Here is a 26,513-nt window from a genome sequence, read left to right as displayed (position 1 = left end):
CCATCACCGTCTTCGTGGCGGACGACTTCGGGATGACACCGGCAGCCCCTGCTGCGAGTGCCTCACGGACGTTGGCGACGCGGTCCGCGATGGAGCGCACGAGCACGGCGGAGCCGGTCCCCTGCACGCCCTTGACGTTCTCGGTCACGGTCGAGCCGTCACCGAGGGACAGGTCGAGGACGACGACGTCGACCTCGCGCCCGTCGAGGTTCTGGACGTACTCGGGCACGCTCGCGGCGGTGAGCACCACCTCGAAGCCCTCGTTCTGGCACGCCGCCTGGATCCCGAGTCGCACGGACTCGTGGTCGTCCACGATCGCGACCCGGACCGGCCTGGTGGCCGTGCCCGACGTCTCGGCTGCGGTTGTCGTTCCTGCTCCCACTGTGGCCTCTCGTTCCGATGTGCGTCCCCGGCCCCTGAAACCGGATCGCCATCAGCGCCCAGGATACCCAGGCTGGACTCAGGTCCGGGGAAACCGGACGCGCCACGCGGACGAAACCGCCCGGTTGCCCGTCAGCGCGCGGGCGCCAGGCGCGCCACGGCCTCCATGTGGTGGGTGTGCGGGAACAGGTCGAACGCCCGCAGCGCCTCGAGCTTGTACCCCAGGTCGGCGAACGTCGCGACGTCGCGGGCGAGCGCGACCGGGTCACAGGCGACGTAGACGACCTGCGACGGGTGCAGAGCCGCGATCTGCTCGACGACCTGACGACCGGCACCGGCGCGCGGCGGGTCGAGGACGATCGTGCCGGCGCGGAACCGGTCCTTCTCGGCGCGCGAGGCGTTCGCCACCGTGTTCGCGAGCCAGCGGTCGACCCGGCCGGTCTCGGCGCGCGCGCCGAGCCACTCGGCGAGGTTCTCCTGCGCGTGCTCGGTCGCGCGTGCGGCGCTCTCGACGCTCGTGAGGCGCGCCTTCGGGCCGACGAGGTCGCCGAGTGCGGCGGCGAGCAGGCCGACGCCGCCGTACAGGTCCAGATGGGTGCCCTCGGGGTCGAGCCGGTCGCGGTCGACCAGGTCCTGCACGGCCTCGGTGAGCACCGACGCCGCGGCACGGTGCACCTGCCAGAAGCCGTTGTCGTCCACCGCGAAGGTGCGCTCCCCCACGACCTCGGTCACCACGGTGGGCTTCTGCTCGTCGATGACGAGGCGCGCCCCCTCGGAGCCGCTCGGTGCCAGCACGTCGATGACCGACGAGCCGGGCATCACGCCACGGCCGAGCGGCGCGCTCTCCTGCACGGCGTCGTTCGCGAGCGGCAGGCTGGTGACGGGGATCACCGAGTGCGAGCGCGCGGCGAACGGGCCAGCGGTGCCGTGCTCGTCGACGTGCAGCCGGACCCGGGTGCGCCAGCCGAGGCCGTTCGCGGCGTCGTCACCGGGTGCGGCCTCCACGACGACGTCCGAGCCGAGCACCGATGCCAGGTCCGTGTGCGCGAACCGCGAGAACGAGTCGACGAGCACGTCGTGCTTCAGCGTGCGCTGGTGTGCGAGGGCGATGTGGCCGAACTCGGCACCGCCCGGGCGCGTCTCGGGGTCGCGGTCGAGCGCGGCCTCGGCCCAGACGTGGTCGACGCGGTGCTCGCTCGGGGTGACGACACTGACGGTGTCGGCGCGCCAGAACGACTTCTTCCGGTCCTCGGTCACCCGGGCGACGACGCGCTCCCCGGGGATCGCGTCCGTGACGAAGACCACCCGGCCTTCGTGCCGTGCCACCGAGATGCCGCCGTGGGCGATCCCGGTGACGTCGAGTTCGAGCAGCGTTCCGACGGATTCACCCATGGTTCGATGGTCCCATGCGTCTGTACCTCGCGAGTACATCCCCCGCCCGCCGAGCACTCCTCGCCCAGTCCGGGATCGAGCCCGTGCTCGTGTCGCCCGGGGTCGACGAGGACGCCGCGGCGTCCGGTGCCGCCGCCGCGCTCGACCGTGACCTGACCGGCCCGGAGCTCGTGTCGCTGCTGGCCGTCGCCAAGGCGTCAGCCGTCGCGGACGCCGACGTCGCCGGGTCGCCGGTCGACGGCTTCGTGTTCGGCGGCGACTCCGCCTTCGAGGTCGACGGGCGCCTGTACGGCAAGCCGCACGACCCGTCGGTGGCCCGGGAGCGCTGGCGGCAGATGCTCGCCGCCGGCGGCGGGACGCTGTGGAGTGGACACTGCGTGATCGATCGACGACGCGACGACCGGCGCCGCGACCTGGACCCGGCCACGGGACGGACGGGAGGCCCGGATGCGGCCCGCCCCGTGCCTCCCGTCCGCAGCCTGGTGACGTCTCCTGCCGGCGTGCCGGAGCTGGGGGACGTCGCGCCCGGCGGGTCGGCCCTGGCCGCCGGTGGCGACCGCGTGGTCGCCGTGGACAGCGCCGTGCTGACGTTCGCCGACGACCTGTCCGCCGAGGAGATCGACGCGTACGTGGCGACGGGCGAGCCGCTCGAGGTCGCGGGGGCGTTCACCATCGACGGGCGGGCGGCGGCGTACATCTCGCGCATCGACGGGGCACCGTCGGCGGTGGTCGGGCTGTCCCTGCCGGTGCTGCGGTCGATGCTGCTCCGCGGCTTCGGCGTCCGCTGGCACGAGTTCTGGTCACTGTAGACATCCGCACTTGTTCGGCACGGTTCTTTGTGGGTGCCAGTCAATTCGTGCTCCCGTTGCACGAATACGCTGATGTCTCATGCCCCGTATCAGCAAGGTCCTCATCGCGAACCGCGGCGAGATCGCCGTCCGCATCATCCGCGCGGCCCGCGACGCAGGCAAGGCATCGGTCGCCGTCTACGCCGACCAGGACCGTGACGCCCTGCACGCCCGCCTCGCCGACGAGGCCTACGCGCTGAACGGCACCACGAGCGCCGACACCTACCTCGTCATCGACAAGATCATCTCGGTCGCCCGACGGTCCGGCGCGGACGCCGTGCACCCGGGCTACGGGTTCCTTGCCGAGAACGCCGACTTCGCCCGTGCCGTCATCGACGCCGGACTGACCTGGATCGGCCCGTCGCCGGACTCGATCGAGCGCCTCGGCGACAAGGTCTCCGCGCGCCACGTGGCCGAGAAGGTCGGCGCGCCGCTCGCGCCCGGCACCATCGAGCCCGTCAAGGACGCCTCCGAGGTCATCGCGTTCGCCGACGAGGTCGGCCTGCCGGTCGCCATCAAGGCGGCCTTCGGCGGCGGTGGCCGTGGCCTGAAGGTCGCACGGACGCGCGACGAGGTCGCCTCGCAGTTCGAGTCGGCGACGCGTGAAGCCATCGCGGCGTTCGGTCGGGGCGAGTGCTTCGTCGAGAAGTACCTCGACAAGCCGCGCCACGTCGAGACCCAGTGCCTGGCGGACGAGCACGGCAACGTCGTCGTCGTGTCGACGCGTGACTGCTCGCTGCAGCGCCGGCACCAGAAGCTCGTCGAGGAAGCACCCGCGCCCTACCTGACGGACGCGCAGCAGGAGCGCCTGTACGAGTCGTCGAAGGCGATCCTGCGCGAGGTCGGCTACGTCGGTGCCGGCACGTGCGAGTTCCTGATCGGCGCCGACGGCACGGTGTCGTTCCTCGAGGTCAACACCCGCCTGCAGGTCGAGCACTGCGTGTCCGAAGAGGTCACCGGCATCGACCTGGTGCGCGAGCAGTTCCGCATCGCCGAGGGCGGCGTGCTCGACTACTCCGACCCGACGCCCCGCGGGCACTCGTTCGAGTTCCGCATCAACGGCGAGGACCCGGGCCGCAACTTCTTCCCCGCGCCAGGCCCCGTACACGCGTTCAACGCACCGTCCGGCCCCGGCGTCCGCGTCGACTCCGGCGTCGTGAGCGGCGACGTCGTGTCCGGTTCGTTCGACTCCATGCTCGCGAAGCTCATCGTCACCGGCGCCACCCGTGCCGAGGCGTTGGAGCGCTCGCGTCGTGCACTGGCCGAGTTCGAGGTCACCGGCCTGCCGACCGTGCTGCCCTTCCACCGTGCGGTCGTGTCGGACCCGGCGTTCGCCACGGACGACTCCTCGCCGTTCTCCGTGTACACGCAGTGGATCGAGACCGACTTCGTCAACGAGATCCCGGCGTGGAGCGGTTCTCCGGAAGAACTGCCGGCGCCGGCTCCGCGCGACTCGGTCGTCGTCGAGGTGCAGGGCAAGCGCATCGAGGTCACCATGCCGTCGATCGTCGGTGGCGGTGCCGCCGCCGGTGTCGCCGGTCGTCGTCCGGCCGGTCCCTCCGCTCCCCCGAAGCGCCGCTCGTCGGCGGTCAAGGGCGGCATCGCGAAGTCCGGCGGGTCCGTCGCGTCGCCGATGCAGGCGACCGTCGTGAAGCTCGCGGTCGCCGAGGGTGACACCGTGGTGAAGGGCGATCTGCTCGTCGTGCTCGAAGCCATGAAGATGGAGCAGCCCGTGCAGGCCCACAAGGACGGCGTCGTCACCGGCCTGAACGCCCCGGTCGGCCAGACGGTCTCGTCCGGTCACGTGCTGCTCGAGCTGGCGTAGGGCGCGCGCGGCGGGGTTCGCCCCGCTCGGGTTGCGCCCCGCTGTGGTCATCGCACCCCGACTCTTCGGGGCGCGATGACCGTCAGAGGGCGCGGCTCGCAGCATGACGCCAGGCAGTACCCCAGTTCGGACCGAGCGGCACCCCGGCGTCGTGCAGGATCCGTGGGAGCTGCCCCGCGGGCATCGCGTCCGACCACATCACCCGTGCGAAGCCGTTGACCCCACGGCGGCGGCGGAGACGGTCCTCACGGCGCTTCTCGTCGACCAGGGCGTCTGCCGCTGTGCGTCCTCGCCGCGGGTCGTCGTACTTCACCCGGCCGTCGAACTCGACGATCACCCCGGCTTCCGCGAACCACAGGTCCACCCGGTCGTGCAGCAGGCCGTCGTGCCGGAACTCCTGCTGCAGTACCGGGTCCGGTGCGCCGAGCACGTGCGCACCCCACCGTGTGATGCTCTCCCCCGGTGACTCGGCGAGCGGATCCGCGTACTCGACCAGTTCCCGTGCGCGTCGATGCCCGCGAGCACGGCGACTGCCGAGCGCTTCGAGGATCGTCGCCCGCTCGACGCCGCGCCGCAGGACCGCGTCGAGCACGACGATGGCACGCCACGGGTGTTCGCGAAGGGCGACGTCGACCGCGGTCTCGGTCAACGTCGTGACGGGTACACCGTCGACCTCGACGGAGGACGGTCGCCTGCCGGCGCTGCCGATGCGCTGGATGCTCCGCTTGACCTGGCCCCGGTCCCGGGACGGGTCGGTCACGGTGACACGCTCGCCGAACGCCCCGATCCACGGCAGTCCGAGCACGGCGACCGCTGACCGGTGCGACACCACGACGGAGCCCGTCCCGCCGGCGAGCACACTCCGCACGAGCACACTCCGCACGAGCATGCGATGTCGTTCGCGTTCCGTCATCGACGCCCACTCGCCCGACCCGATGTACGTGCCACGGTGCACCCGGACGAGGGCGCCGGCATCCGCTGCGCGACGGATCGCCGACGCACGACCGGGGTCCTGCGCGAGGCCGACGGTCGAGATGGGTTCGTGTTCCATGCTCCGATGATCGCGACGCACGGTCCGTCGCGAGCGGGGTCTGCGCGATCTGTGGACAGGCCACGGGGCAGCGCACCCGCTTGCAGGCATCGCGCCCCGAAGAGTCGGGGCGCGATGCCCGCAGCGGGGCGCAACACGAACGAGCGCTACCGGGGCGCGACGCGAACGAGGGGGGCGGCGGCGCTACGAGACCAAGGGGCGGACGGACTCCGCGAGGGCGTCGACGAGGCGCTGGGCCTCGGCGGGGGTCTCGGCGACGGTGTCGATGTAGACCTTGACCTTGGGCTCGGTGCCGCTCGGTCGGACGATCACGCGCGCGTCACCGGTCAGGTCGTACCGCAGGATGTCCGACGGTGGGAAGCCCTCCACCCCGTCGACGTAGTCCGTCACGGTGCGGACCTCCAGGCCGCCGAGCGACGACGGCGGCGCAGACCGCAGCGAGGCCATGATCTCGCCGATGCGGGACAGGTCGTCAACGCGGGTCGCGACCTGCCCCGACGCAAACGCCCCGAACTCGGCAGCGAAGGCGTCGAGCTGCCCGGCGATCGACGATCCGGCGGCGGCCAGGTCCGACGCCAACGACAGCAGGGACAGTGCCGCCGAGATGCCGTCCTTGTCGCGGACGACCGACGGGTCCACCAGGTAGCCGAGGGCTTCTTCGTACCCGAAGAGCAGCCCGGGAACCCGCGAGACCCACTTGAAGCCGGTCAGGGTGTCGCGGTACTCCAGACCGTGGCGGGCGGCGACGCGGGCCAGCGCCGGCGACGAGACGATCGACGCTGCGAGGGTGCCCGTGGCGCCGGTCTCCGACGCACGGACGGCAGCCTGCCACCCGAGCAGCCACCCGACCTCGTTGCCGGACAGGCGGCGGTAGGTCGGGTCCCCGGAGTCGGAGACCGCCGGGATCGCGAGCGCGAGCCGGTCGGCGTCGGGGTCGTTCGCGATGACGAGGTCAGCGCCGACGGCGAGCCCGCGGGCGATCGCCAGGTCCATCGCGCCGGGTTCCTCGGGGTTCGGGAACGACACGGTCGGGAACGCACCGTCCGGCTCGATCTGCTCCGGCACGATCGCAGGCGACGCGAACCCGGCGGCGGCGAACACCGCGCGTGCGGTCTCCCACCCGACACCGTGCATCGCCGTGTACACGACCGTCGGCTGCTCCTGCGGCGCCAGGGTCGGGGTCGGCACGATGGCGGCGGTGGCGGCCACGTAGGCGTCGAGCAACGCCGACGACGCGACGGTGTAGTCGGTGCCCCGGGGCAGGTCCGTGATCGACCCGGTAGCGACGGCTTCGATGGCCGCAGCGATCGAGCCGTCGACCGGCGGCACGATCTGCGACCCGTCGTCGTCCTGTCCGAGGTAGACCTTGTACCCGTTGTCGCGGGGCGGGTTGTGGCTCGCGGTGACCATCACCCCCGCGCCGACGTCGAGGTGCCGCACAGCGAACGCGAGCACCGGTGTGGGCAGGGCGACCGGCAGCAGCGTGACCTCGAGCCCGAGGCCACGCATGACCTCTGCGGAGTCGCGCGCGAAGACGTCGGAGTTCACCCGGCCGTCGTAGCCGATCACGACGCTGCGCGACCGGCCCGTGTCGATCAGGAAGCGTGCGAGACCGGCAGCGGCCTGCGACACGACGACCCGGTTCATGCGGAGCGGGCCGTAGCCGAGCTCGGCGCGGAGTCCGGCAGTACCGAACTGCAGCCGGCCGCCGAACCGCGCGGCCAGGGCCTGCACGGCCGGACCGGAGCCGTCGGACGCGGCGTCGATCGCGGCGGTCAGCTCGTCGCGGGTCTGCGGATCCGGGTCCTGCGCGAGCCAGGACCGAGCGGTCCCGAGCACGTGGTCGAGGTCGATCTTCACGACGCCGGCTGCCCGAGGGCGGTCACCACGCGGGCGAGCAGGTCCGCGATCACAGGCTCGGCCTGCTTGCCGGCCTCGAGCACCTCGGTGTGCGACAGCGGCGTCTTCTGGATGCCGGCGGCGAGGTTCGTGATGAGCGAGAACCCGAGGACCTCCATGCCGGCCTGTCGGGCGGCGATGGCCTCGAGCGCGGTGGACATGCCGACGATGTGTCCGCCGATGGCCTTGGCCATCTGGACCTCTGCTGGGGTCTCGTAGTGCGGGCCGCGGAACTGCGTGTAGACGCCCTCGTCCAGGGACGGGTCGACCGACCGCGCCACGTCACGCAGCCGGGACGAGTACAGGTCGGTGAGGTCGATGAACGTCGCGCCCTCGAGCGGGCTGTCGGCGGTCAGGTTGATGTGGTCGCTGATGAGCACGGGCGTACCGGGCGTCCAGTGCTCCTTGATGCCACCGGCACCGTTCGTCAGCACCATGACCGTGGCACCCGTGGCCGCGGCGGTGCGGACGCTGTGCACGACCCGGCGGACGCCGTGGCCCTCGTAGTAGTGCGTGCGTGCGCCGATGACGAGCGCGTGGCGGCCGTCGGCGAGGCGGATCGACCGGATGGTGCCGGAGTGTCCGGGCACGGCCGAGGCGCTGAACCCGGGGACCTGGTCCGCCGGGATCTCGGACACGGTCTCACCGATGATGTCGGCGGCCTTGCCCCAGCCCGAGCCGAGGGTCAGGGCGATGTCGTGCCGCTCGATGCCGGACTTCGCGGCGATGACGGCGGCGGCGTCCCGCGCGACCTCGAACGGGTCGGCAGCGGGGTCGTTCAGCGGGTTCTCGGTGCTCATGACCCAACTCTAAAGGGCGGACAATGCCCTCAGTGCTCGCCGAGCGCCCGGTCCACCGCCGCCGTGATCTCGCCCTGGTCGAAGTGGTTCCGGATCACGATGACCTCGGCGTAGGTGTCGCCGATCGCCTCGACGAACTCCTGGCTGGTGAGGATCACGTTGGCGTCGTCGGACACGTCGCGCACCGAGGCCACGTCGGCTGCGACGACCGATGCCTGCAGGCCGAGGGCCGACAACGCCTTCTCGGCGTTCACCTTGAGGATCCCGCTCGAGCCGATGCCCGCGCCGCAGATGGTCACGATCTTCACGCGGACACCCCCATGATCGTGCGGACCTCGTCCGCCGTCGTCGCGTCGGCGATCCGCCCCGTGACGGCCTGGTCGTTGAACAGGTTCGCGATGTCGCCGATGGACTCGAGGTGCGTCCCCACCCCGGCGACCGCGAGCCCCAGGACCACACGGACCGGGTCGTTGTGCGGGTGGCCGAACGCGACCGGTGTCTCGAGGGTCACCACGGCGAGCCCGTCGCGCAGGACCGCGCCACCCGGTCGGGCGTGGGCGAACGCCAGGCCCGGGGAGATCACGATGTACGGCCCGTGTTCCTCGACCATGCCGATCATGGCGTCCGTGTACTCGGCGGTCGCGGCTCCGGACGCGACGAGCGCGCCGCCGGCCAGGCGCATCGCGTCACGCCAGGTGGGCGCGGTGGCCCCGAGGAGCACGGCGGCGTCCGGCAGCGGCGGCAGTCCCATGCGTCAGGCCTCCGAGTACCCGGAGGTGATGGTCGCGATGATCTCCTCGCGGTCCTCGAGCGGCAGGAAGGAGCCGAGCGCCGCGTTGATCTGGAACGCCGCCAGGTCGTCGAGGTCGTAGCCGAACGTGCCGGCGAGCAGTGCGAGCTCCTTCGACAGCGACGTCCCGCTCATCAGGCGGTTGTCGGTGTTCACCGTGACCCGGAAGCCGAGCTGGTAGAGCACGTCGAAGGGGTGGTCGGCGAGGTCGTCGCCCCAGGCCGCGATCGCACCGGTCTGCAGGTTGGAGGACGGCGAGACCTCGAGCGGGATCTCGCGGTCGCGGACCCACGACGCGACCTCGCCGAGGGAGGCCAGCGTCGAGCCGTCACCGGCGTCGGAGAGGGTGACGTCCTCGAAGATCCGGACGCCGTGCCCGAGGCGCAGCGCGCGGCCGTCGACGAGCGCGGACCGGATCGAGGCGAGCCCGTCGGCTTCGCCCGCGTGGACGGTGACGGGGAACAGCTCGGATGCGAGGTAGTCGAACGCGGCACGGTGGTTCGACGCCGGGAACCCGGCTTCGGCACCGGCGATGTCGAAGCCGACGACCCCGTTGTCACGGTGCCGGACGGCGAGCTCGGCGATCTCGAGCGAGCGGTCGGCGTGGCGCATCGCGGTGACGAGCTGGCCGACCCGGATGCTGCCGCCGGCGGCGTCGACCGCTTCCTCGATGCCGGCCTGCACGGCCTCGACCGTCTCGTCGAGCGTCAGCCCGCCCTGCAGGTGCTGTTCCGGGGCCCACCGGACCTCGCCGTACACGACGCCGTCGGCGACCAGGTCCTCGACGAACTCACGGGCGATGCGCGTCAGCTGCGGTGCCGTCTGCATGACCGAGGTCGTGACGTCGAACGTCTTCAGGTACTCGACGAGCGAGCCGGAGTTCGACTGGTCGGCGAACCACTGCCCGAGCTCGGACGGGTCGGTGGTCGGCAGCGTCACACCCGAAGCAGCAGCCAGCTCGACGATCGTCGCGGGGCGCAGGCCGCCGTCGAGGTGGTCGTGCAGCGAGACCTTCGGCAGGTCGTTGATGACCGCTCCGGCGTCGGGCAGGCGGTAGGTCGGGGCGTCGGCGCTCATGCGACCAGGCTATCGGTGGTCACCGACCACGCGCAGGCACCTGTGCACAACAGACGGACGAACCGACTGGAGGCTCTCCACACGTGTGCAGAGAGCCTCCAGTCGGTCGGACGGTCGCGTTCAGCCCGCGATGCGCTCCCGCACGATCGGCCCGCGGGCCGCCACGGCAGCGTCGGACGAGCCGATCGACCACGCACCCTCGAGCGACTCGAGCGCGCGCGGGATCCGCGACGCGTCGTCGGTGTGCAGCGTCCAGAGCGGCTGCCCCTCGGTCACGGTGTCACCGGGCTTGACGTGCAGCTCGATGCCCGCCCCGGCCTGCACCGGGTCCTGCGCGCGGGCACGACCGGCACCGAGGCGCCAGGCCGAGACGCCGAACGGCAGGGCGTCCTGCTGCGCCAGCACACCGGACGACGGCGCCGTGACGACGTGCTGCTCGCGGGCGACCGGCAGCGCGGCGGAGGGGTCCCCACCCTGCGCGGAGATCATCCGACGCCAGGTGTCCATCGCCCGGCCGTCGGCCAGTGCAGCCGCAGGATCGGCGTCCGGCATCCCGGCGAGCGTCAGCATCTCCGAGGCCAGTGCCACGGTCAGCTCCACGACGTCGGCCGGACCGCCGCCCTCAAGCACCTCGACCGACTCCCGCACCTCGAGTGCGTTGCCGATCGTCAGGCCGAGCGGGACCTCCATGTCGGTCAGCAGCGCCGAGGTCTTCACCCCGGCGTCGTTGCCGAGGTCGACCATCGTCTGCGCGAGCTCGCGCGACGCCTCGTACGTCGGCATGAACGCACCGGAGCCGAACTTCACGTCGAGCACGAGCGCACCGGTGCCCTCGGCGATCTTCTTCGACATGATGCTCGACGCGATGAGCGGGATGCACTCGACGGTGCCGGTGATGTCGCGCAGGGCGTACAGCTTCTTGTCGGCAGGTGCGAGACCCGAGCCGGCGGCGCAGATGACCGCACCGACGTCGGACAGGATCTCCATCATCCGGTCGTTCGACAGCGCAGCCTGCCACCCGGGGATCGACTCGAGCTTGTCGAGCGTCCCGCCGGTGTGGCCGAGGCCACGGCCGGACAGCTGCGGCACCGCGACGCCGAACGACGCCACCAGCGGTGCGAGCGGCAGCGTGATCTTGTCGCCGACCCCACCGGTGGAGTGCTTGTCGACGGTCGTCTTGCCGAGCGACCCGAACGACATCCGCTCCCCCGACGCGATCATCGCGAGCGTGAGGTCCTTGACCTCGCGCCGCTCCATCCCGTTCAGGAAGATCGCCATCGCGATGGCGGCCATCTGCGGGTCCTCGACGTAGCCGCGCGTGTACGCGTCGACGAGCCAGTCGACCTCGGCGGTGCTCAGGGCGCCGCCGGATCGCTTCGTGCGGATGAGGTCGACGGTGTCGAACGGCTCGACGGCCATGGGGATCAGTGCTCCTGCTGGTAGGTGGCGAGGGTGCGCGGCCCGAACGCGTCGGGCAGGACCTCGTCGATGGTGCGGATGCCGGAGACCGTCTCGAGGAGCATGCCCTCGGTCGAGTGCTCGAACAGCAGCTGGCGGCAGCGGCCGCACGGCATGAGGGTCGCCCCGTCGCCGTCGACGCAGGTGAACGCGACGAGCTTGCCGCCGCCGGTCATGTGCAGCTGCGACACGAGCGAGCACTCCGCGCAGAGCGTCACCCCGTAGCTCGCGTTCTCGACGTTGCAGCCGGAGACGATCCGGCCGTCGTCGGTGAGCGCCGCGGCGCCCACCGGGAACGACGAGTACGGCGCGTAGGCGCGCCGCATCGCGGCCGTGGCCGCGTCCCGGAGGGCGCCCCAGTCCACGTCGTCGACCGGGAGGCCCGTGGCTGCGTCCGCCCCGTCGGCGGCGGTGTCGCCGCCTCCCGCGCGCAGGGCCGTGGCCGGGTCCGTCCAGGCGATCGCGTCGGTGGACGCGGCCGTGCCGTCGTCCGCAGCGTGCGTGTCGGTCATGTGCCGTGCCTCCTGGCCGTCAGCTCTTGATGTACGGCTTGCCGGACGCGGCGGGGCCGCGCGACTGCCCGACCAGGCCGGCCACCGCGAAGATCGTCACCACGTACGGCAGCATCAGCAGGAACTCGCTCGGCACGGGCGAGTCGATCGCCCCGAGCGTGTTCTGCAGGTTCGACGCGAAGCCGAACAGCAGCGCCGCCAGCGTGGCCTTGATCGGGTCCCAGCGACCGAAGATGACGGCGGCCAGGGCGATGTAGCCAGCGCCGGCCGTCATGTCCTTCGTGAACGGCCCGACCGCGTCGAGCGTGAAGTACGCACCACCGAGGCCGGCGATCGCGCCGGCGAGCGACACGTTCCAGAACCGGGTGCTCGTGACGTTGATGCCCACCGTGTCGGCCGCCTGCGGGTGCTCGCCGACCGCGCGGAGGCGCAGGCCCCAGCGGGTCTTGAACAGGCCGAAGGTGACGACCGCGACGGCCACGTACGCCAGGTAGACGATGACGCTCTGCTCGAAGAACACCGGACCGATGACCGGGATCTGGTGCAGCAGCGGGATCTCGAACTTCGGGAACCGGACGCCGACGTTCAGCGTGGTCTCGTTCGGGGACAGCACCTGCGAGTACAGGAAGCCGGTCAGCCCCGAGATGAGGGCGTTGATGACGACGCCGACGATGACCTGGTCGACGAGGTACTTGATGCTGAACGCGGCCAGGATGAACGAGACGAGCACACCGGCGACGAGCGCGCCGACGAGCCCGACCCACGCGGAGCCGGTGAGCGACGCGATGAGCGCCGAGGTGAACGCACCCGCGAGGAACTGGCCCTCGATGGCGATGTTCACCACGCCGACCCGCTCGGAGATGACGCCGCCGAGGGCACCGAACACGAGCGGGACGCTCAGCCCGAGTGCGCCGACCAGCAGGCCGGGCAGCGGGATCGTGGCGCCGGCCGCTGCCCACGTCAGGAAACCGACGACGAAGACGATGGCGAAGACCGACGTGACCCAGAGCGGGACGTGCCGGTACGCACGGACCTCGACGAAGGCGTAGACCGTGGCGATCGCCAGGAGCACGACCACGACGTAGCCGGTCGGTGCCGCCGACAGCGGGACGTTCGGCAGCGCGACGAAGTCGCCGGCGTTCGCGAGCCGGAAGGTAGTCGTGCCGGCACGGCTGAGCAGGACGAAGAACACGACCGCGAGCAGCGTGAACACCGCGTACCCGATCGGGAGCTTCCAGCTGCGGGTCGTCTCGACCGGACGGTCGGACAGGGGCGACGCGGGCGCCGCGGTGGGGCTGAGGGTGCTCACGCGGCGACCGCCTTCTTGCTGTTCTTGCTCGTCTTCGTGCGCTGGCGGGCTCCCGGCTGCGGGATCCGGAAGATCGCGCGGACGAGCGGCGGCGCCGCGATGAACAGGACGATGAGGGCCTGGATGACACCGACGATGTCGATCGGGATGCCGTTGGCGGCCTGCATGGCGTAGCCGCCGTTCTTCAGCACACCGAACAGGATCGCGGCCCAGAACACGCCCCACGGCTTCGAGCGGCCGAGCAGCGCGACGGTGATCGCGTCGAAGCCGATGCCGGCGTCGATGCCCGAGGTGAAGCCCGTCGTGACCGCACCCTGCACCTGGTAGGCACCGGCGATGCCGACGAGGGCACCGGAGATGACCATCACCCAGATCGTCAGTGCCGGCACGCTCATGCCGGCGACGCGGGCGGCGCGGGGGTTCTCACCGATGGTGCGGAACCGGAAGCCGAGCGACGACTTGTTGACGAGCCACCAGACCACGACCACGGCGATGATCGCGACGATGAAGCCGAGGTCCACGCCGTACCGCACGCCGAACAGCTGCGGCAGCAGGGCGCTGTCCTTCGTTGCCGGGGAGATCGGGTTGCTGCTGCCCGGAGCCTGGAGCAGACCGGGGGTTCGGAGCAGGTAGCTGACCAGGTAGAGCGCGACGTAGTTGAGCATGATCGTGACGACCACCTCGTTCGCACCCGTGCGCGCCTTGAGGACACCGACGATCCCTCCCCAGACCGCACCGCCGACGATGCCGGCGACGATCGTGAGCGGGATGTGGATCGCGGCGGGTCCGTCGAACGAGAACCCGACCCAGCCGGCGGCCGCGGCCCCCATCAGGATCTGGCCCTGGCCGCCGATGTTGAACAGCCCGGCGCGGAAGGACAACGCGATCCCGAGGCCGGCGACGACGAGCGGCACCGCGTAGTCGATCGACCGGGTGAGCGGGGCGATCGCCTGCTGGAAGCTGGTGGCGCCGAAGTTGACCACCGAGCCCTGGAACAGCGAGGCGTAGGCGCCGCCGACCGCGGTGCCGATGGCCTGGAGCATGTCGGCGGGACGGGCGAAGAAGTAGCCGGCCGTGGCGCGGACGTTCTCGTCGGTCAGGGCGATGAGGATGCCGCAGGCGACGAGAGCAAGGACGACCGCGAGGACCGTGACGAGCACGGAGCCGTTCAGGATGCTCTGCATCGCGGCGTGCCAGCGGTCGGTGCCGGGGGCGCCGTTGCGGCGCTCGGTGTCGTCCGCCGAGTCCGTCATCAGGTGCGGGGTCTCCGGCGCCTCCTGCAGGCGGTCGTCGGTGAGCGGGGCGCCTGCCTCGGTGCCGGCGGTGGGCTGCGTGTTGTCGGGCGTGGGGGTGGTCACGCGGCCAACTCCGTTCCGGTCGTGGATGTGGCTTGGATCTCGCCGGCCGAACCGGTCATGCGGCCAACTCCGTTCCTTCTGGGATCTCGCCGGCCATCATGAGGCCGAGGACGTCTCGCGGGGTGGTCGCCGGCACGATCCCGACGATGCCGCCGCGGTACATGACGGCGATGCGGTCGGCCAGTGCCACGACCTCGTCGAGCTCGGTGGAGACGACGATGACGGGCACACCGGTGTCGCGGGTGGCGACGATGCGCTTGTGCACGAACTCGATCGACCCGACGTCGATGCCGCGCGTGGGCTGCGCGGCGACGAACAGCCGGAGCTCGCGGCTGAGCTCGCGGGCGAGGACGATCTTCTGCTGGTTGCCGCCGGACAGCCGACCGGCAGCGGTTGCGCGGCCCGGCGTGCGGATGTCGAACTCGGCGATCTTCTCGTCGGCGAAGGCGTCGCGCTCGGCGGCGCGGATGGTGCCGGCGCGGACGAACGCGTCGTGGTCGGACCGGTCGAGCATGAGGTTCTCCGCGATGGTGAACTCGCCGACCAGGCCGTCCTCCTTGCGGTCCTCGGGCACGAAGCCGACGCCGGCGTCGAGCACCTGCTTGACGCTGCGGCCGGTGAGCTCCTTGCCGTCCAGTGTGATGCGGCCGGCGTGGACGGGCTCGAGACCGAGGATCGCCTCGGTGAGCTCGGTCTGTCCGTTGCCCTGCACCCCGGCGATCGCCAGGACCTCACCGCGACGGACCGAGAACGACACGTCGTCGACGAGCACGATGCCGGACGGGTCGGTGACGGTGAGGCCCTCGACGACCAATGCGTCCTCGCCGCCGGTCGACGGCGTCTTGTCGACGACGAGGGAGACGGCACGGCCGACCATCATCGCGGCCAGCTCGTTGTTGGTCGCCGCGGGCGAGGCCTCGCCGACGACCTTGCCGAGCCGGATCACCGTGATGCGGTCGGCGACCTCGCGGACCTCGCGGAGCTTGTGGGTGATGAAGACGATCGCGGTGCCGGCTTCGCGGAGCTGCCGCATGATGCCCATCAGCTCGTCGGTCTCCTGCGGGGTGAGGACGGCCGTCGGCTCGTCGAACACCAGCACGGAGGCGTCGCGGGAGAGCGCCTTGATGATCTCGACGCGCTGCTGGACGCCGACGGGCAGGTCCTCGATCTTGGCGTCGGGGTCGACGTCGAACCCGAAGCGGTCGGAGATCTCCTTGACCCGTTTGCGGGCGCCGGCGAGGTCGAGCCGGCCGCCGAAGGTGGTCTGCTCCTGACCGAGCATGACGTTCTCGGCGACGGTGAAGACGGGGACGAGCATGAAGTGCTGGTGCACCATGCCGATGCCGGCGCGCATGGCGTCACCGGGGCCGTCGAAGTCCTGGACCACGTCGTCGAGCAGGATCTCGCCCTCGTCGGCGTCGTACAGGCCGTAGAGGACGTTCATCAGGGTGGACTTGCCGGCGCCGTTCTCACCCAGGAGGCAGTGGACCTCACCCGGCTCGACGGTGAGCGAGATGTGGTCGTTGGCGACCAGGGCGCCGAACCGCTTGGTGATGCCGCGGAGTTCGAGCTTCATGTTCGGGAGTCTATTTCTGTCTCGAGTGCGCCACGCGGGCGCACGGTCGCGTGCACCGCTCGGGCGCACGGTATCGCGTGCACCGCTCGGGCGCACGAGAACGCGGGCGAGGGAAGCCCCTCGCCCGCGTTCGTCGGGTCAGGACTGGGTCTTGACCTTGATCGAGCCGTCGATGATGCCGGCCTTGATGTCGTCCAGTTCGCCCTGCAGGCCCTTGTCGACCTTGGACTCGTAGTCGTGGAACGGCGCGATGCCGACGCCCTCGTTCTCGAGCGTGCCCACGTACGGGGTCTTCGAGAACTTCTTGTCGGCAGCCTGCTCGACGACGTCCTTCACGGCCGGGCGCATGCCCTTCTCGACCGAGGTGAAGGCGATGTCCTTGTAGCGCGGGTCGGCCTCGTAGAGGTCGCTGTCCGCACCGATCAGGACGGAGCCGTTGTCGGCGTCCTTGATGGCCTCGGCAGCCGACTGGTAGATCGGACCGCCGACGGGCAGGATCACGTCGGCGTCCTGGTCGAGGAGCGTCTGCGCGACCGACTTGGCCTGCGTGCCGGCCTCGAAGCCACCGGTGAAGGAGCCCTTGCCGGTGTCGACGTTCCAGCCCTTGACCTGGACGTCCTTGTCCTTCTGCTCGTTGTAGTACTTCACGCCGTCCGCGAAGCCGTCCATGAAGATGGTGACGGTCGGGATCTGCATGCCGCCGAAGGTGCCGACGACGCCGGTCTTCGAGTAGGACGCTGCTGCGTAGCCGGCGAGGAACGCGGCCTGCGAGGTGTCGAACGTGATCGGCTTGACGTTCTCCGCGTCGATCGAGCTGTCGTCGATGATCGCGAAGTCGGTGTCGGGGTTCGCCGCGGCCTGCTTCTTCGTGGCGTCGGCGAGGTTGAAGCCGACGGTCACGACGAGGTTGCAGTTCTGGCCGATGAGCTGCTGGATGTTCGAGTCGTAGACGGTGGCGTCCTTCGACTCGGCTTCCTTGTAGGTGGCACCGAGGTCCTTGGCGGCGTCCTTCATGCCCTCGTAGCCGAGCTGGTTGAACGACTTGTCGTCGAAGCCACCGGCGTCGGAGACCATGCAGGGGCGGAAGTCGGTCTTCTTGGCGGTCGTCGTGTCGGACGGCGCCGAGGCGCAGCCTGCGAGGACGGCGGCGGTGCCGAGGAGCGCGAAGCCGCTGAGGACGACGCGTCGGGTACGAGATGTCACGGGTGGGTTCCTCCGGGGAGCGTGCCCGGACCACGTGCGTTCCGGGCGATCGTGGCGACAGTACACGACCGCCCGGCCGGTACAGGACCCGTTCTGAGCACCGGACGGATCAGTTACGGGATCGCGACCGCGCCGAAACGCGCCCGTAACGCGGGGTCACGCCCGGACCCCCAGTTCGAGGGGGTTGTCGGTGGAGCGCTACAGGACGTCGCCGCGGCCGCTGATCTTGAGCGCATCCACGACGCCCTTGACCCGCTGCGCGTTCGCGCTGGTCGTCACGAGCAACGCGTCGGGGGTGTCCACGACGACGATGTCCTCGACCCCGATGAGCGAGATGAGCCGCTGGCTGTGCGAGATCACGATGCCACTCGACGAGTCGGCGAGGATCCGGGCGCCGTCACCGAGCACGGCGAGGTTGTTCGGACGACCACCGGACTGCAGCTTGGCGAGCGAGGCGAAGTCGCCGACGTCGTCCCAGTCGAAGTCACCGGGGACGACCGCCATGCGTCCGGCCGCGGCGGCCGGCTCGGCGACGGTGTAGTCGATCGCGATCTTCTCGAGCGTGGGCCACACCGCGTCGACGACCGCACCGCGGGCCGAGGTGTCCCAGGCGTCCGCGAGCTCGTTGATGCCGGCCAGCAGCGTCGGGTTGTTCCGGCCGATCTCCTCGAGCAGCACGTCAGCGCGGGCGATGAACATGCCCGCGTTCCACAGGTAGGTGCCCTGTTCGACGTACGAGCGTGCGGTGTCCAGGTCGGGCTTCTCGACGAACGACCGGACGGCGTGCGCGGTCGGTGCGCCCTCGATGTCCAGGGTGTCGCCGTGCGCGTGGATGTACCCGAAGCCGATCGCGGGCTCGGTCGGCGTGATGCCGATGGTGGTGATGTACCCGGCGCGGGCGACGGCGACGGCCTCGCGCACCGAACGGCGGAAGCCGCGGGCGTCACCGATGACGTGGTCGGCGGCGAAGGAGCCGATGACGACGTCGGGTTCGCGCCGCACGAGGATCGCCGCGGCGAGGCCGATGGCCGCTGTGGAGTCCTTCGGTTCGCTCTCGAGCACCACGTTGTGGTCCTCGACCCCCGGCAGTTGCGACTCGACGGCGACGCGGTGCGCCCGTCCGGTCACGACCATGATCCGCTGCTCGCCCGCGAGCGGGGCGAGCCGGTCCCAGGTCTGCCGGAGCAGCGAGGTGCCGGACCCGGTCAGGTCGTGCAGGAACTTGGGTGCGTCCGCGCGCGACAGCGGCCACAGGCGCGATCCGATGCCCCCTGCGGGGATGATCGCGTAGAAGTCTTCGAGAGCGTCAGCCACGCGCTCACCGTACCGGTCCTGCCGCGCGGATCCTGGGTGGTCTCCGCACGATTCCCGCATGCGGGCTCCCGCAGGGCATCGTCGGCGTGCGCGCGGCGACGGCGTCGCGTTGTTCACCCGTCGCCTCCGCCCCGTTCACGTCGTCGGCCCCGCGGGGTCACGTGACGCCCGGAGCATGGGCAGCACCATGAGCGCACGCAGCGTGGAGCGCGGCACGTCCCCCCGGACCGTCGCCGTCGTGACCGAGAGCTTCCTGCCCACCCTCAACGGCGTGACCACCAGCGTCCTGGCGGTCCTCGACCACCTGGAACGCCGAGGCCACCGCGCGGTCGTGATCGCACCGGACACCCCGGGGCTCGCGCAGTTCCGGTCCCGCAGCAGTGTCGAGCGCTACCGCTCCTTCGACGTGCACCGGATCCCCGCCGTCGCGTACCGGCAGTTCCCCGTCGCACTCCCCCACCCCGTCCTCGACACGATCCTCGCCGCCTCCGGCGCCGACGTGCTCCACGCCGCGAGTCCGTTCCTGTTGGGTGGGCGCGCGATCACGGCAGCCGGGAGGCTCGGCATCCCCTCCGTCGCCGTCTTCCAGACCGACGTGGCCGGTTTCGCCCGCCGCAACGGCTTGACGGCGACCGTCCCGTTGGTCCGCAGGATCCTCGGCCGCATCCACGCCGGCGCCTCGCTGACGCTCGCGCCGTCGAGCGCGACCGCCGCGATGCTCGCCGAGGACGGGGTCCCCCGCGTCGCCCGCTGGGGGCGCGGGGTCGACACCGAGCTCTTCCACCCGGCCCGACGGGAGTCCGCCCACGTCCGAGCGCTCCGACGCCGGATCGCGCCGCACGGCGAGACGATCGTCGGCTACGTCGGACGGCTGGCCCCGGAGAAGGAGGTCGAACGGCTCGCCGAGCTCGGCGGGATCCCCGGCATCCGCGTCGTCGTGGCCGGCGGCGGGCCGTCCCGGGCGCTGCTCGAGCGACGCCTGCGACACCTCGACGTCACCTTCACCGGACCGTTGCGCGGCGACGCCCTCGCCGACGCGTACGCCTCGCTCGACCTCTTCGTGCACACCGGTCCGGCCGAGACCTTCGGGCAGACCCTCCAGGAAGCGCACGCCTCGGGGCTGCCGGTGATCGCGCCGGCGTCGGGTGGTCCGCTCGACCTCGTCGCCCCCGGACTCGACGGCGAGCTCTACGACACCGACGCACCACAGGCCCTGCGACAGGCGGTCCTGCGGCTCCACCACGACCGCGCACTCGCGGAACGGATGGGATCGGCGGGCCGTCTCCGGGTCGAGGGCACCACGTGGGAGGCCGTCGGCGACCAGCTCCTGGGCCACCACGACACGGCCAGGACCATCGGCGCGCCGCCCGTCGGTCGGGGCCTGCGGGCCGGTCGGGACGAGAAGGTCAGCACCCGCGCATAGGATGGGACGTGTTCCACACGAACACGAACGGCAAGGGCTCGCCGATCGGGCGAGCCCGTCCTATGGAAGGACGAGCTCATGGCTGAGCCCACCGGCGGCGGTACGGCGACCGCCGTCCCCGAAGTCACGATCGAGGCGCCCCGCGCCTCTCGGAAACTCGAGGGCACGCTGTACCGCGGATCGACCGGCATGTGGTCGTGGGTCCTGCACCGGATCACCGGTGTCGCGATCTACTTCTTCCTGCTCGTGCACATCCTCGACACGGCTCTCGTGCGCCTCTCACCCGAGGCGTACAACGCGGTCATCGGCACGTACAAGACCCCGATCATGAACATCGGCGAGATCGCCCTGGTCATGGCCATCGTGTTCCACGCGTTCAACGGGCTCCGGATCATCCTCGTCGACTTCTGGTCCAAGGGGCCGAAGTACCAGCGGGCCATGTTCTGGGTCGTCATCGTCCTGTGGGCGATCGCGATCGCGGGCTTCCTGCCCCGCCAGCTCATGAACCTCTTCGCGGACTTCAACTAGAGGGGCACCTGATGACCACGCAGATCGTCGAACCTCCGCGTTCCGCCTCGGCCGCCCGCCGCTCCACCAACTGGGAGAAGTGGGGCTGGATCTACATGCGCGGCTCGGGCGTCCTGCTCGTCGTGCTGATCTTCGGCCACCTCTTCGTCAACATGGTGGCGGGCGAGGGTGTCAAGCAGATCGACTTCGCCTTCGTCGCCGGCAAGTGGGCCAACCCGTTCTGGCAGGTGTGGGACTCCCTCATGCTCGTCCTGGCGCTCATCCACGGCTCGAACGGCATGCGCACGATCGTCAACGACTACGTGTCGAAGCCGGGCATCCGGAAGACGCTCCTCGCCGCGATCCTCATCGCGTGCGTCGTGCTGATCGTCCTCGGCCTGCTCGTCTGCTGGACGTTCGACCCGTGCCCCGCCGGCGCAGCCGCCGCGGACCTGCCCTCCTTCTGCCCGGCGCAGTAGCACCATCCCCGCTGCCGACCGCCTTCCCACCGTCTACGGAAAGACCCCTGTGACCGAGACCACCGTGCACCACCACCAGTTCGACATCGTCATCATCGGCGCAGGAGGCGCGGGCATGCGTGCCGCGATCGAGGCCGGCCCGAAGGCGAAGACGGCCGTCATCTCGAAGCTCTACCCGACCCGCTCGCACACCGGTGCGGCGCAGGGCGGGATGGCCGCGGCGCTCGCGAACGTCGAAGAGGACTCGTGGGAGTGGCACACCTTCGACACGATCAAGGGCGGCGACTACCTGGTCGACCAGGACGCCGCCGAGATCCTGGCGAAGGAAGCCATCGACGCCGTCATCGACCTCGAGAACATGGGCCTGCCGTTCAACCGCACGCCCGAGGGCAAGATCGACCAGCGTCGCTTCGGCGGCCACACCCGCGACCACGGCAAGGCACCGGTCCGCCGGGCCTGCTACGCGGCCGACCGCACCGGCCACATGATCCTGCAGACGCTGTTCCAGAACTGCGTCAAGCTCGGCGTCGAGTTCTACAACGAGTTCTACGCGCTCGACCTCATCATGGTCGACGTCGTGGGCGAGGACGGCGTCACGCGCAAGCAGCCGGCCGGCGTCGTCGCGTTCGAGCTCGCCACGGGTGAGCTGCACGTGTTCCACGCCAAGGCGATGATCTTCGCGACCGGCGGCTTCGGCAAGATGTACAAGACGACCTCGAACGCGCACACCCTGACCGGCGACGGCGTCGGCATCGTGTGGCGCACCGGCCTGCCGCTCGAGGACATGGAGTTCTTCCAGTTCCACCCGACCGGCCTCGCGGGCCTCGGCATCCTGTTGACCGAGGGTGCTCGTGGCGAAGGTGCGATCCTGCGCAACGCCTCCGGTGAACGCTTCATGGAGCGCTACGCCCCCACCATCAAGGACCTCGCCCCACGCGACATCGTCGCCCGGTGCATGGTGCAAGAGGTGGCAGAGGGCCGCGGTGCCGGCCCGAACAAGGACTACGTCCTGCTCGACTGCACGCACCTCGGTGCCGAGGTCCTCGAGACCAAGCTCCCGGACATCACGGAGTTCGCCCGCACCTACCTCGGCGTCGACCCCGTCGTCGAGCCGGTGCCCGTCATGCCGACCGCGCACTACGCGATGGGTGGCATCCCGACGAACACCGACGCACAGGTGCTCTACGACAACACCACCGTCGTCCCCGGCCTCTACGCCGCCGGCGAGTGCGCGTGCGTCTCGGTGCACGGCTCGAACCGTCTCGGCACGAACTCGCTCCTCGACATCAACGTCTTCGGCAAGCGCTCGGGCAACAACGCCGCCGAGTGGGTCAAGACCGCCGAGTTCCTCCCGCTGCCCGAAGACCCCGCTGCCGGCGTCCGGGCGATGCTCGACCAGTTGCGCGCCTCGACCGGCACCGAGCGCATCGCCGTCCTGCGCAAGGAGCTGCAGGACGAGATGGACAAGAACGCCCAGGTGTTCCGCACCGACGAGTCCCTCGCCCGCGTCACCGAGACCATCCACACGCTCCGGAACCGCTTCATGCAGGTCTCCGTGCAGGACAAGGGCAAGCGGTTCAACACCGACCTGCTCGAGGCCGTCGAGCTCGGGTTCCTGCTCGACCTGGCCGAGGTGGTCGTCTACTCGGCCCGCAACCGCAAGGAGAGCCGCGGCGGCCACATGCGCGACGACTACCCGAAGCGCGACGACGAGAACTACATGCAGCACACGATGGCGTACCTGACGGGCGACCCGCACTCGTCACTCGCCGACGACCACATCACGCTGGACTGGAAGCCGGTCGTCGTGACCCGGTACCAGCCGATGGAGAGGAAGTACTGAGATGACCGACACCCTGGTCTCCGACGCACCCCGGACCGACACCACCGACGCGCCTCCCGGGTCCTTCTCCGTCACGCTCATCATCCGGCGCTTCGACCCGGACGTCGACGACGAGCCGCGCTGGCAGGACTTCGACGTCATGATGCTGCCGACCGACCGCATCCTCGACGCCCTGCACAAGATCAAGTGGGACCAGGACGGCTCCCTGACGTTCCGACGTTCCTGCGCCCACGGGGTCTGCGGCTCGGACGCGATGCGCATCAACGGCCGGAACCGGCTGGCGTGCAAGACCCTGATCAAGGACCTCGACGTCTCGAAGCCGATCTACGTCGAGGCGATCAAGGGCCTGCCGCTCGAGAAGGACCTCGTCGTCGACATGGAGCCCTTCTTCAAGTCCTTCCGCGAGGTCCAGCCGTTCCTGCAGCCGAAGACGGCGCCCACCCCGGGCAAGGAGCGCATCCAGTCGGTGGCCGACCGCGCACGCTTCGACGACACCACGAAGTGCATCCTCTGCGCTGCGTGCACCTCGTCGTGCCCGGTGTTCTGGACCGACGGGCAGTACTTCGGCCCGGCCGCGATCGTGAACGCGCACCGCTTCATCTTCGACTCGCGTGACGACGCCGCCGAGGTCCGCCTCGACATCCTCAACGACAAGGAAGGGGTCTGGCGCTGCCGGACCACCTTCAACTGCACCGACGCCTGCCCCCGTGGCATCCAGGTGACGAAGGCGATCTCCGAGGTCAAGCAGGCCGTCATGCGGGGCCGCGCCTGACACTCGGGGTCGTCCAAGACTCGACATCGACTCCACCGATAGGCTCCGCTCCATGACGTTCGCGGCCACCCGCCCCATCCTCGACCAGCTCGGCTACACGATCCGCTACGTGCAGCTCCCCGGAGAGACCCTGCACGAGCCGCCGGTCGAGGGTGCGCTCCGCGTGGTCCCGGCCGAGGCGTCCGACGAGTTCGCGCTCGAGGTCGTCGACTACGGCACGGCTCGTCGCCTCGCCACCGCGCGCGGTGAGGAGGACGCGGTCGAGATGCTCCGTCGGTTCCTGAACCGGCCGTTCCCGGCTCCGCGCGACATCGCCCGGCACGAGCTCGACGGGCTCCGTGACCGTGCGGCGTCGACGTACCCGCAGCTGGCGCAGCAGGTGTCGCAGGCTGGAGAACAGGGGTTGACCATCCAGATCCCCGCGGGCGTCCCCGTCGACCGCATCGGTGGTCCGGACGGCTACCTGCTGCACCCGCTCGACACCCCGCTGCCGAGCCGGTCGCTGCCGCCGCACGTCGCCGGCGTCCCGGAGACCCACCGCTACCTGGTCGAGCGCCCGTTCATGGTGAACGTCCGCTTCGTGCAGCCGTGGTTCGAGCAGCCGGGCGGTGCGCTCCGCTTCCAGATCGCCGATCCCACGGTCACCGTGCGCGACCTCGTCGTCGACGGTGCACTGGCTCGACTCCGCGTGGTCTGACCCCGCGCACGACGCAGATCGGCCCGCACCGCGCTTTCGCGCAGTGCGGGCCGATTGCCGTTGTGTGGGGTTACGCCTGGTCGGGGCGGTCGTACTGCGCACCAGCCGGGTTCGGCGGCAGGCAGCCGAACAGGATCGCGGCGATGCCGACGAACATCCCGATGAGCCAGAGCGGACCGGCGAGGTTCGCGTCGTGCACGCGGCGCCACCCCAGTGCGATGTTCGGGATGAGGGTCGCGAGCCACCACAGGCCGTACAGGACGAGCAGGATGAAGATCCACGCCGGGGGTGCACCCTCGGTCTGGGTGTAGCCGTACTCGTCGGTGGTCGAGGCCGAGACGCTCCACGAGATGATGCCGGCGATGAACCCGCCGTACAGAACGAGGGTCACGATCGCGTTCGCCAGGACCCAGTACCAGTACTCACTGCGGCTGGCGCGCCCGTCGAACCGGGCGTACTTCTTGAAGAAGCGCGTGAAGGCGTCGAGGAAGCCGGCACCGTAGAAGGGTGCCCACAGCGGCGGAGCTCCGTCGGGCCCGACCGGGATCGGCGGACCGGCCTGCGGGTACGGGTCGGCGTACTGCTGGCCGTACCCGGGCTGCTGGCCGTACTGGGCAGGCTGCTGGCCGTACTGGGGCTGCTGACCGTACGGACCAGGCTGCTGTCCGTAGGGTCCGGGCTGCTGCCCGTAGGCACCAGGCTGCTGCCCGTACCCCGGCTGCTGTTGCCCAGGGTCAGGCTGCCCCGACGGCTGGTCGCCGCCGGGCTGGCCCCACTGCGGTGTGTCGTTGCTCATCGAGCGCCGGTCGGTCGGTCGTAGCGCTCGCCCTGCGGGTTCGAGGGCAGCAGGCCGAACACGATGCCGACGATGCCGACGAAGATCGCGATGATCCACAGGGCACCGGGCAGGTTCGCGTCGTGCAGGCGTCGCCAGCCGAGGGCGAGCGTCGGGATGATGATCGCGAGACCCCAGAGTCCGAGCAGGATGCCGGCGATCACGAAGAGCGCGGACGGGCTGGTCACCGTCGACTGCACGCTCGCCGAGGTCGCGGTCGACATCGACACCGTCGAGCGCTCCGACGTGGCGAAGCCGATGCCGTACAGGATGCCGAGGACGATGCCGACGATCGCGTTCGCCAGGTACCACCACCAGAACTCGCTGCGGCTCGCGCGGCCACTGAAGGTCGCGTACTTCTTGAAGAAGCGTCCGACGGCCTTGCCGAAGGAGATCCCGTACCAGGGGGCCCAGATCGGCGGCTCGCCGTTCGGGCCGGTCGCCGGCTGCTGGCCGTACTGCGGCGTTCCGTTGTACGGGTTCGGCTGGCCGCCCGGCTGCTGGCCGGACGGGTTCTGCGGGTACTGGTCACTCACGGTGTCCCCCTCGATCGTTGGCTGGTAGTCGGGTCCGAGTCAACCAGAACCGTCGCGCGGCCGTCGCTCGCTACGCGCGGTGGGGTTCGTCGTACCGCTGCCCCTGCGGGTTCGAGCCCATCAGACCGACGATCAGCGAGAACAGGACGCCGAGCGGCGGGATGATGAAGAGGAAGGCGAAGTACCCGCTCAGGTTCACGTCGTGCAGTCGTCGCACCGTCAGAGCGATGAAGCCGAGGGCGCAGGCCAGGGCCCAGAGCCCGCTCAACCCGTTCGACGCGTCGTCGAAGAACGGCAGCACGTTGAAGAACCCACCGACGATGCCGGTGGCCGCCGAGCCGATGACGTACCAGAGGGCCCAGAACCAGAACTCCGACTGGCTGGCGCGGCCGTCGAACCGGACGTACTTCTTCCAGAACCGCGGGAACGCCTGCACGAACGGGATCCCGTACCAGGGCGCCCACAGCGGGGGCTGGCGCGGGCCGGTCGGCTGCTGGCCGTACGGTCCGGGCTGCTGGCTGTACGGTCCGGGCTGCTGGCTGTACGGTCCGGGCTGCTGGCCGTACGGTCCGGGCTGCTGGCCGTACGGGTTCTGCGGCGGGTACTGGTCACTCACTGGTTCGTTCCT

At 70.5% G+C, this 26,513-nt stretch carries 26 protein-coding genes; 8 read left to right on the top strand and 18 right to left on the bottom strand.

Annotated elements, in window-relative coordinates; genetic code table 11:
- The coding region (locus tag EDF47_RS17100; protein WP_133985720.1) for a response regulator transcription factor at positions 1–382 on the bottom strand (382 nt) is incomplete at its 3' end.
- A 131-nt stretch (positions 383–513) separates the two neighbouring features.
- Positions 514–1,773 carry a TRAM domain-containing protein gene (locus EDF47_RS17095; protein WP_133938402.1) on the bottom strand — a complete coding sequence of 420 codons (1,260 nt, stop codon included), beginning with the start codon at positions 1,771–1,773 and terminating at the stop codon, positions 514–516.
- 14 nt (positions 1,774–1,787) lie between these two features.
- Here EDF47_RS17095 and EDF47_RS17090 point away from each other — a divergent pair, with 14 nt between their 5' ends.
- Together EDF47_RS17090 and EDF47_RS17085 are read left to right on the top strand one after the other, a co-directional pair.
- Positions 1,788–2,582 (top strand): Maf family protein, encoded by a 795-nt coding sequence (locus EDF47_RS17090; RefSeq protein WP_133938404.1) that lies wholly within the window; start codon positions 1,788–1,790, stop codon positions 2,580–2,582.
- 79 nt (positions 2,583–2,661) lie between these two features.
- Entirely contained in the window at positions 2,662–4,446 is a 1,785-nt protein-coding gene (locus EDF47_RS17085) for a biotin carboxylase N-terminal domain-containing protein (protein ID WP_133938406.1), read from the top strand.
- Positions 4,447–4,528: 82 nt separating this feature from the next.
- On the opposite strand, the gene EDF47_RS17080 is transcribed toward EDF47_RS17085, so the two are convergent.
- The 13 genes from EDF47_RS17080 to EDF47_RS17020 all read right to left on the bottom strand — a co-directional run bounded on the left by EDF47_RS17080 (position 4,529) and on the right by EDF47_RS17020 (position 18,793).
- A complete protein-coding gene (locus tag EDF47_RS17080; protein ID WP_133938408.1) occupies positions 4,529–5,497 on the bottom strand; it encodes a hypothetical protein in 969 nt (322 codons plus the stop codon).
- A gap of 183 nt (positions 5,498–5,680) precedes the next feature.
- Positions 5,681–7,357, bottom strand: a complete 1,677-nt coding sequence (locus tag EDF47_RS17075; RefSeq protein ID WP_133938410.1) for a phospho-sugar mutase — start codon at positions 7,355–7,357, stop codon at positions 5,681–5,683.
- Complete coding sequence (locus tag EDF47_RS17070; RefSeq protein ID WP_123292190.1) at positions 7,354–8,196, bottom strand: purine-nucleoside phosphorylase; 843 nt, start codon at positions 8,194–8,196, stop codon at positions 7,354–7,356. The genes EDF47_RS17075 and EDF47_RS17070 overlap by 4 nt, the downstream gene beginning before the upstream one ends.
- A 29-nt stretch (positions 8,197–8,225) precedes the next feature.
- On the bottom strand, positions 8,226–8,504 hold the full coding sequence (locus EDF47_RS17065; protein WP_123292189.1) for a PTS sugar transporter subunit IIB: 279 nt from the start codon (positions 8,502–8,504) through the stop codon (positions 8,226–8,228).
- Entirely contained in the window at positions 8,501–8,947 is a 447-nt protein-coding gene (locus EDF47_RS17060; RefSeq protein WP_133938412.1) for a PTS sugar transporter subunit IIA, read from the bottom strand. The genes EDF47_RS17065 and EDF47_RS17060 overlap by 4 nt, the downstream gene beginning before the upstream one ends.
- 3 nt (positions 8,948–8,950) lie before the next feature.
- Positions 8,951–10,063 (bottom strand): adenosine deaminase, encoded by a 1,113-nt coding sequence (locus EDF47_RS17055; RefSeq protein ID WP_131922382.1) that lies wholly within the window; start codon positions 10,061–10,063, stop codon positions 8,951–8,953.
- Positions 10,064–10,183: 120 nt separating this feature from the next.
- Positions 10,184–11,482 carry a thymidine phosphorylase gene (locus EDF47_RS17050; RefSeq protein ID WP_133938414.1) on the bottom strand — a complete coding sequence of 433 codons (1,299 nt, stop codon included), beginning with the start codon at positions 11,480–11,482 and terminating at the stop codon, positions 10,184–10,186.
- A gap of 5 nt (positions 11,483–11,487) precedes the next feature.
- Positions 11,488–11,886, bottom strand: a complete 399-nt coding sequence (locus EDF47_RS17045) for a cytidine deaminase (protein ID WP_123339066.1) — start codon at positions 11,884–11,886, stop codon at positions 11,488–11,490.
- 166 nt (positions 11,887–12,052) lie between these two features.
- Positions 12,053–13,342, bottom strand: a complete 1,290-nt coding sequence (locus EDF47_RS17040) for an ABC transporter permease (protein ID WP_123338926.1) — start codon at positions 13,340–13,342, stop codon at positions 12,053–12,055.
- The gene (locus EDF47_RS17035; RefSeq protein ID WP_208320989.1) at positions 13,339–14,700 is read right to left on the bottom strand and encodes an ABC transporter permease; all 1,362 of its coding nucleotides are present in this window, start codon (positions 14,698–14,700) and stop codon (positions 13,339–13,341) included. Before EDF47_RS17035 ends, EDF47_RS17040 begins: the two co-directional genes overlap by 4 nt.
- A 55-nt stretch (positions 14,701–14,755) precedes the next feature.
- A complete protein-coding gene (locus EDF47_RS17030; protein WP_123292184.1) occupies positions 14,756–16,276 on the bottom strand; it encodes an ABC transporter ATP-binding protein in 1,521 nt (506 codons plus the stop codon).
- Positions 16,277–16,414: 138 nt separating this feature from the next.
- On the bottom strand, positions 16,415–17,479 hold the full coding sequence (locus EDF47_RS17025; RefSeq protein WP_111086622.1) for a BMP family ABC transporter substrate-binding protein: 1,065 nt from the start codon (positions 17,477–17,479) through the stop codon (positions 16,415–16,417).
- Positions 17,480–17,677: 198 nt separating this feature from the next.
- Entirely contained in the window at positions 17,678–18,793 is a 1,116-nt protein-coding gene (locus EDF47_RS17020; protein WP_123672266.1) for a mannose-1-phosphate guanylyltransferase, read from the bottom strand.
- 187 nt (positions 18,794–18,980) lie between these two features.
- On the opposite strand from EDF47_RS17020, the gene EDF47_RS17015 reads away from it, so the two are divergent.
- The 6 genes from EDF47_RS17015 (at position 18,981) to EDF47_RS16990 (ending at position 24,514) form a co-directional block, all read left to right on the top strand.
- Complete coding sequence (locus EDF47_RS17015; protein WP_243692439.1) at positions 18,981–20,216, top strand: glycosyltransferase family 1 protein; 1,236 nt, start codon at positions 18,981–18,983, stop codon at positions 20,214–20,216.
- Positions 20,217–20,294: 78 nt separating this feature from the next.
- Positions 20,295–20,744 carry a succinate dehydrogenase, cytochrome b556 subunit gene (sdhC, locus tag EDF47_RS17010; protein WP_123672267.1) on the top strand — a complete coding sequence of 150 codons (450 nt, stop codon included), beginning with the start codon at positions 20,295–20,297 and terminating at the stop codon, positions 20,742–20,744.
- 11 nt (positions 20,745–20,755) lie between these two features.
- Positions 20,756–21,202 carry a succinate dehydrogenase, hydrophobic membrane anchor protein gene (gene sdhD / locus EDF47_RS17005; RefSeq protein WP_111086628.1) on the top strand — a complete coding sequence of 149 codons (447 nt, stop codon included), beginning with the start codon at positions 20,756–20,758 and terminating at the stop codon, positions 21,200–21,202.
- A 49-nt stretch (positions 21,203–21,251) separates the two neighbouring features.
- Positions 21,252–23,045 (top strand): succinate dehydrogenase flavoprotein subunit, encoded by a 1,794-nt coding sequence (gene sdhA / locus EDF47_RS17000; RefSeq protein WP_123338916.1) that lies wholly within the window; start codon positions 21,252–21,254, stop codon positions 23,043–23,045.
- Position 23,046: 1 nt separating this feature from the next.
- A complete protein-coding gene (locus EDF47_RS16995) occupies positions 23,047–23,817 on the top strand; it encodes a succinate dehydrogenase iron-sulfur subunit (protein ID WP_123292177.1) in 771 nt (256 codons plus the stop codon).
- A gap of 52 nt (positions 23,818–23,869) precedes the next feature.
- Positions 23,870–24,514, top strand: coding sequence for a TNT domain-containing protein (locus EDF47_RS16990; RefSeq protein WP_111086631.1), 645 nt, complete (start codon positions 23,870–23,872; stop codon positions 24,512–24,514).
- Positions 24,515–24,584: 70 nt separating this feature from the next.
- On the opposite strand, the gene EDF47_RS16985 is transcribed toward EDF47_RS16990, so the two are convergent.
- The 3 genes from EDF47_RS16985 to EDF47_RS16975 all read right to left on the bottom strand — a co-directional run bounded on the left by EDF47_RS16985 (position 24,585) and on the right by EDF47_RS16975 (position 26,501).
- Positions 24,585–25,310, bottom strand: a complete 726-nt coding sequence (locus EDF47_RS16985) for a DUF805 domain-containing protein (RefSeq protein ID WP_208320990.1) — start codon at positions 25,308–25,310, stop codon at positions 24,585–24,587.
- A complete protein-coding gene (locus tag EDF47_RS16980; protein ID WP_123292176.1) occupies positions 25,307–25,885 on the bottom strand; it encodes a DUF805 domain-containing protein in 579 nt (192 codons plus the stop codon). The genes EDF47_RS16985 and EDF47_RS16980 overlap by 4 nt, the downstream gene beginning before the upstream one ends.
- 70 nt (positions 25,886–25,955) lie before the next feature.
- The gene (locus tag EDF47_RS16975) at positions 25,956–26,501 is read right to left on the bottom strand and encodes a DUF805 domain-containing protein (protein WP_133938416.1); all 546 of its coding nucleotides are present in this window, start codon (positions 26,499–26,501) and stop codon (positions 25,956–25,958) included.
- Positions 26,502–26,513 lie beyond the last annotated feature (12 nt).

The sequence above is a fragment of the Curtobacterium sp. PhB190 genome (genome assembly GCF_004365385.1).
Taxonomy (GTDB): Bacteria; Actinomycetota; Actinomycetes; order Actinomycetales; family Microbacteriaceae; genus Curtobacterium.
This window is presented reverse-complemented; position numbering and strand designations above follow the sequence as displayed.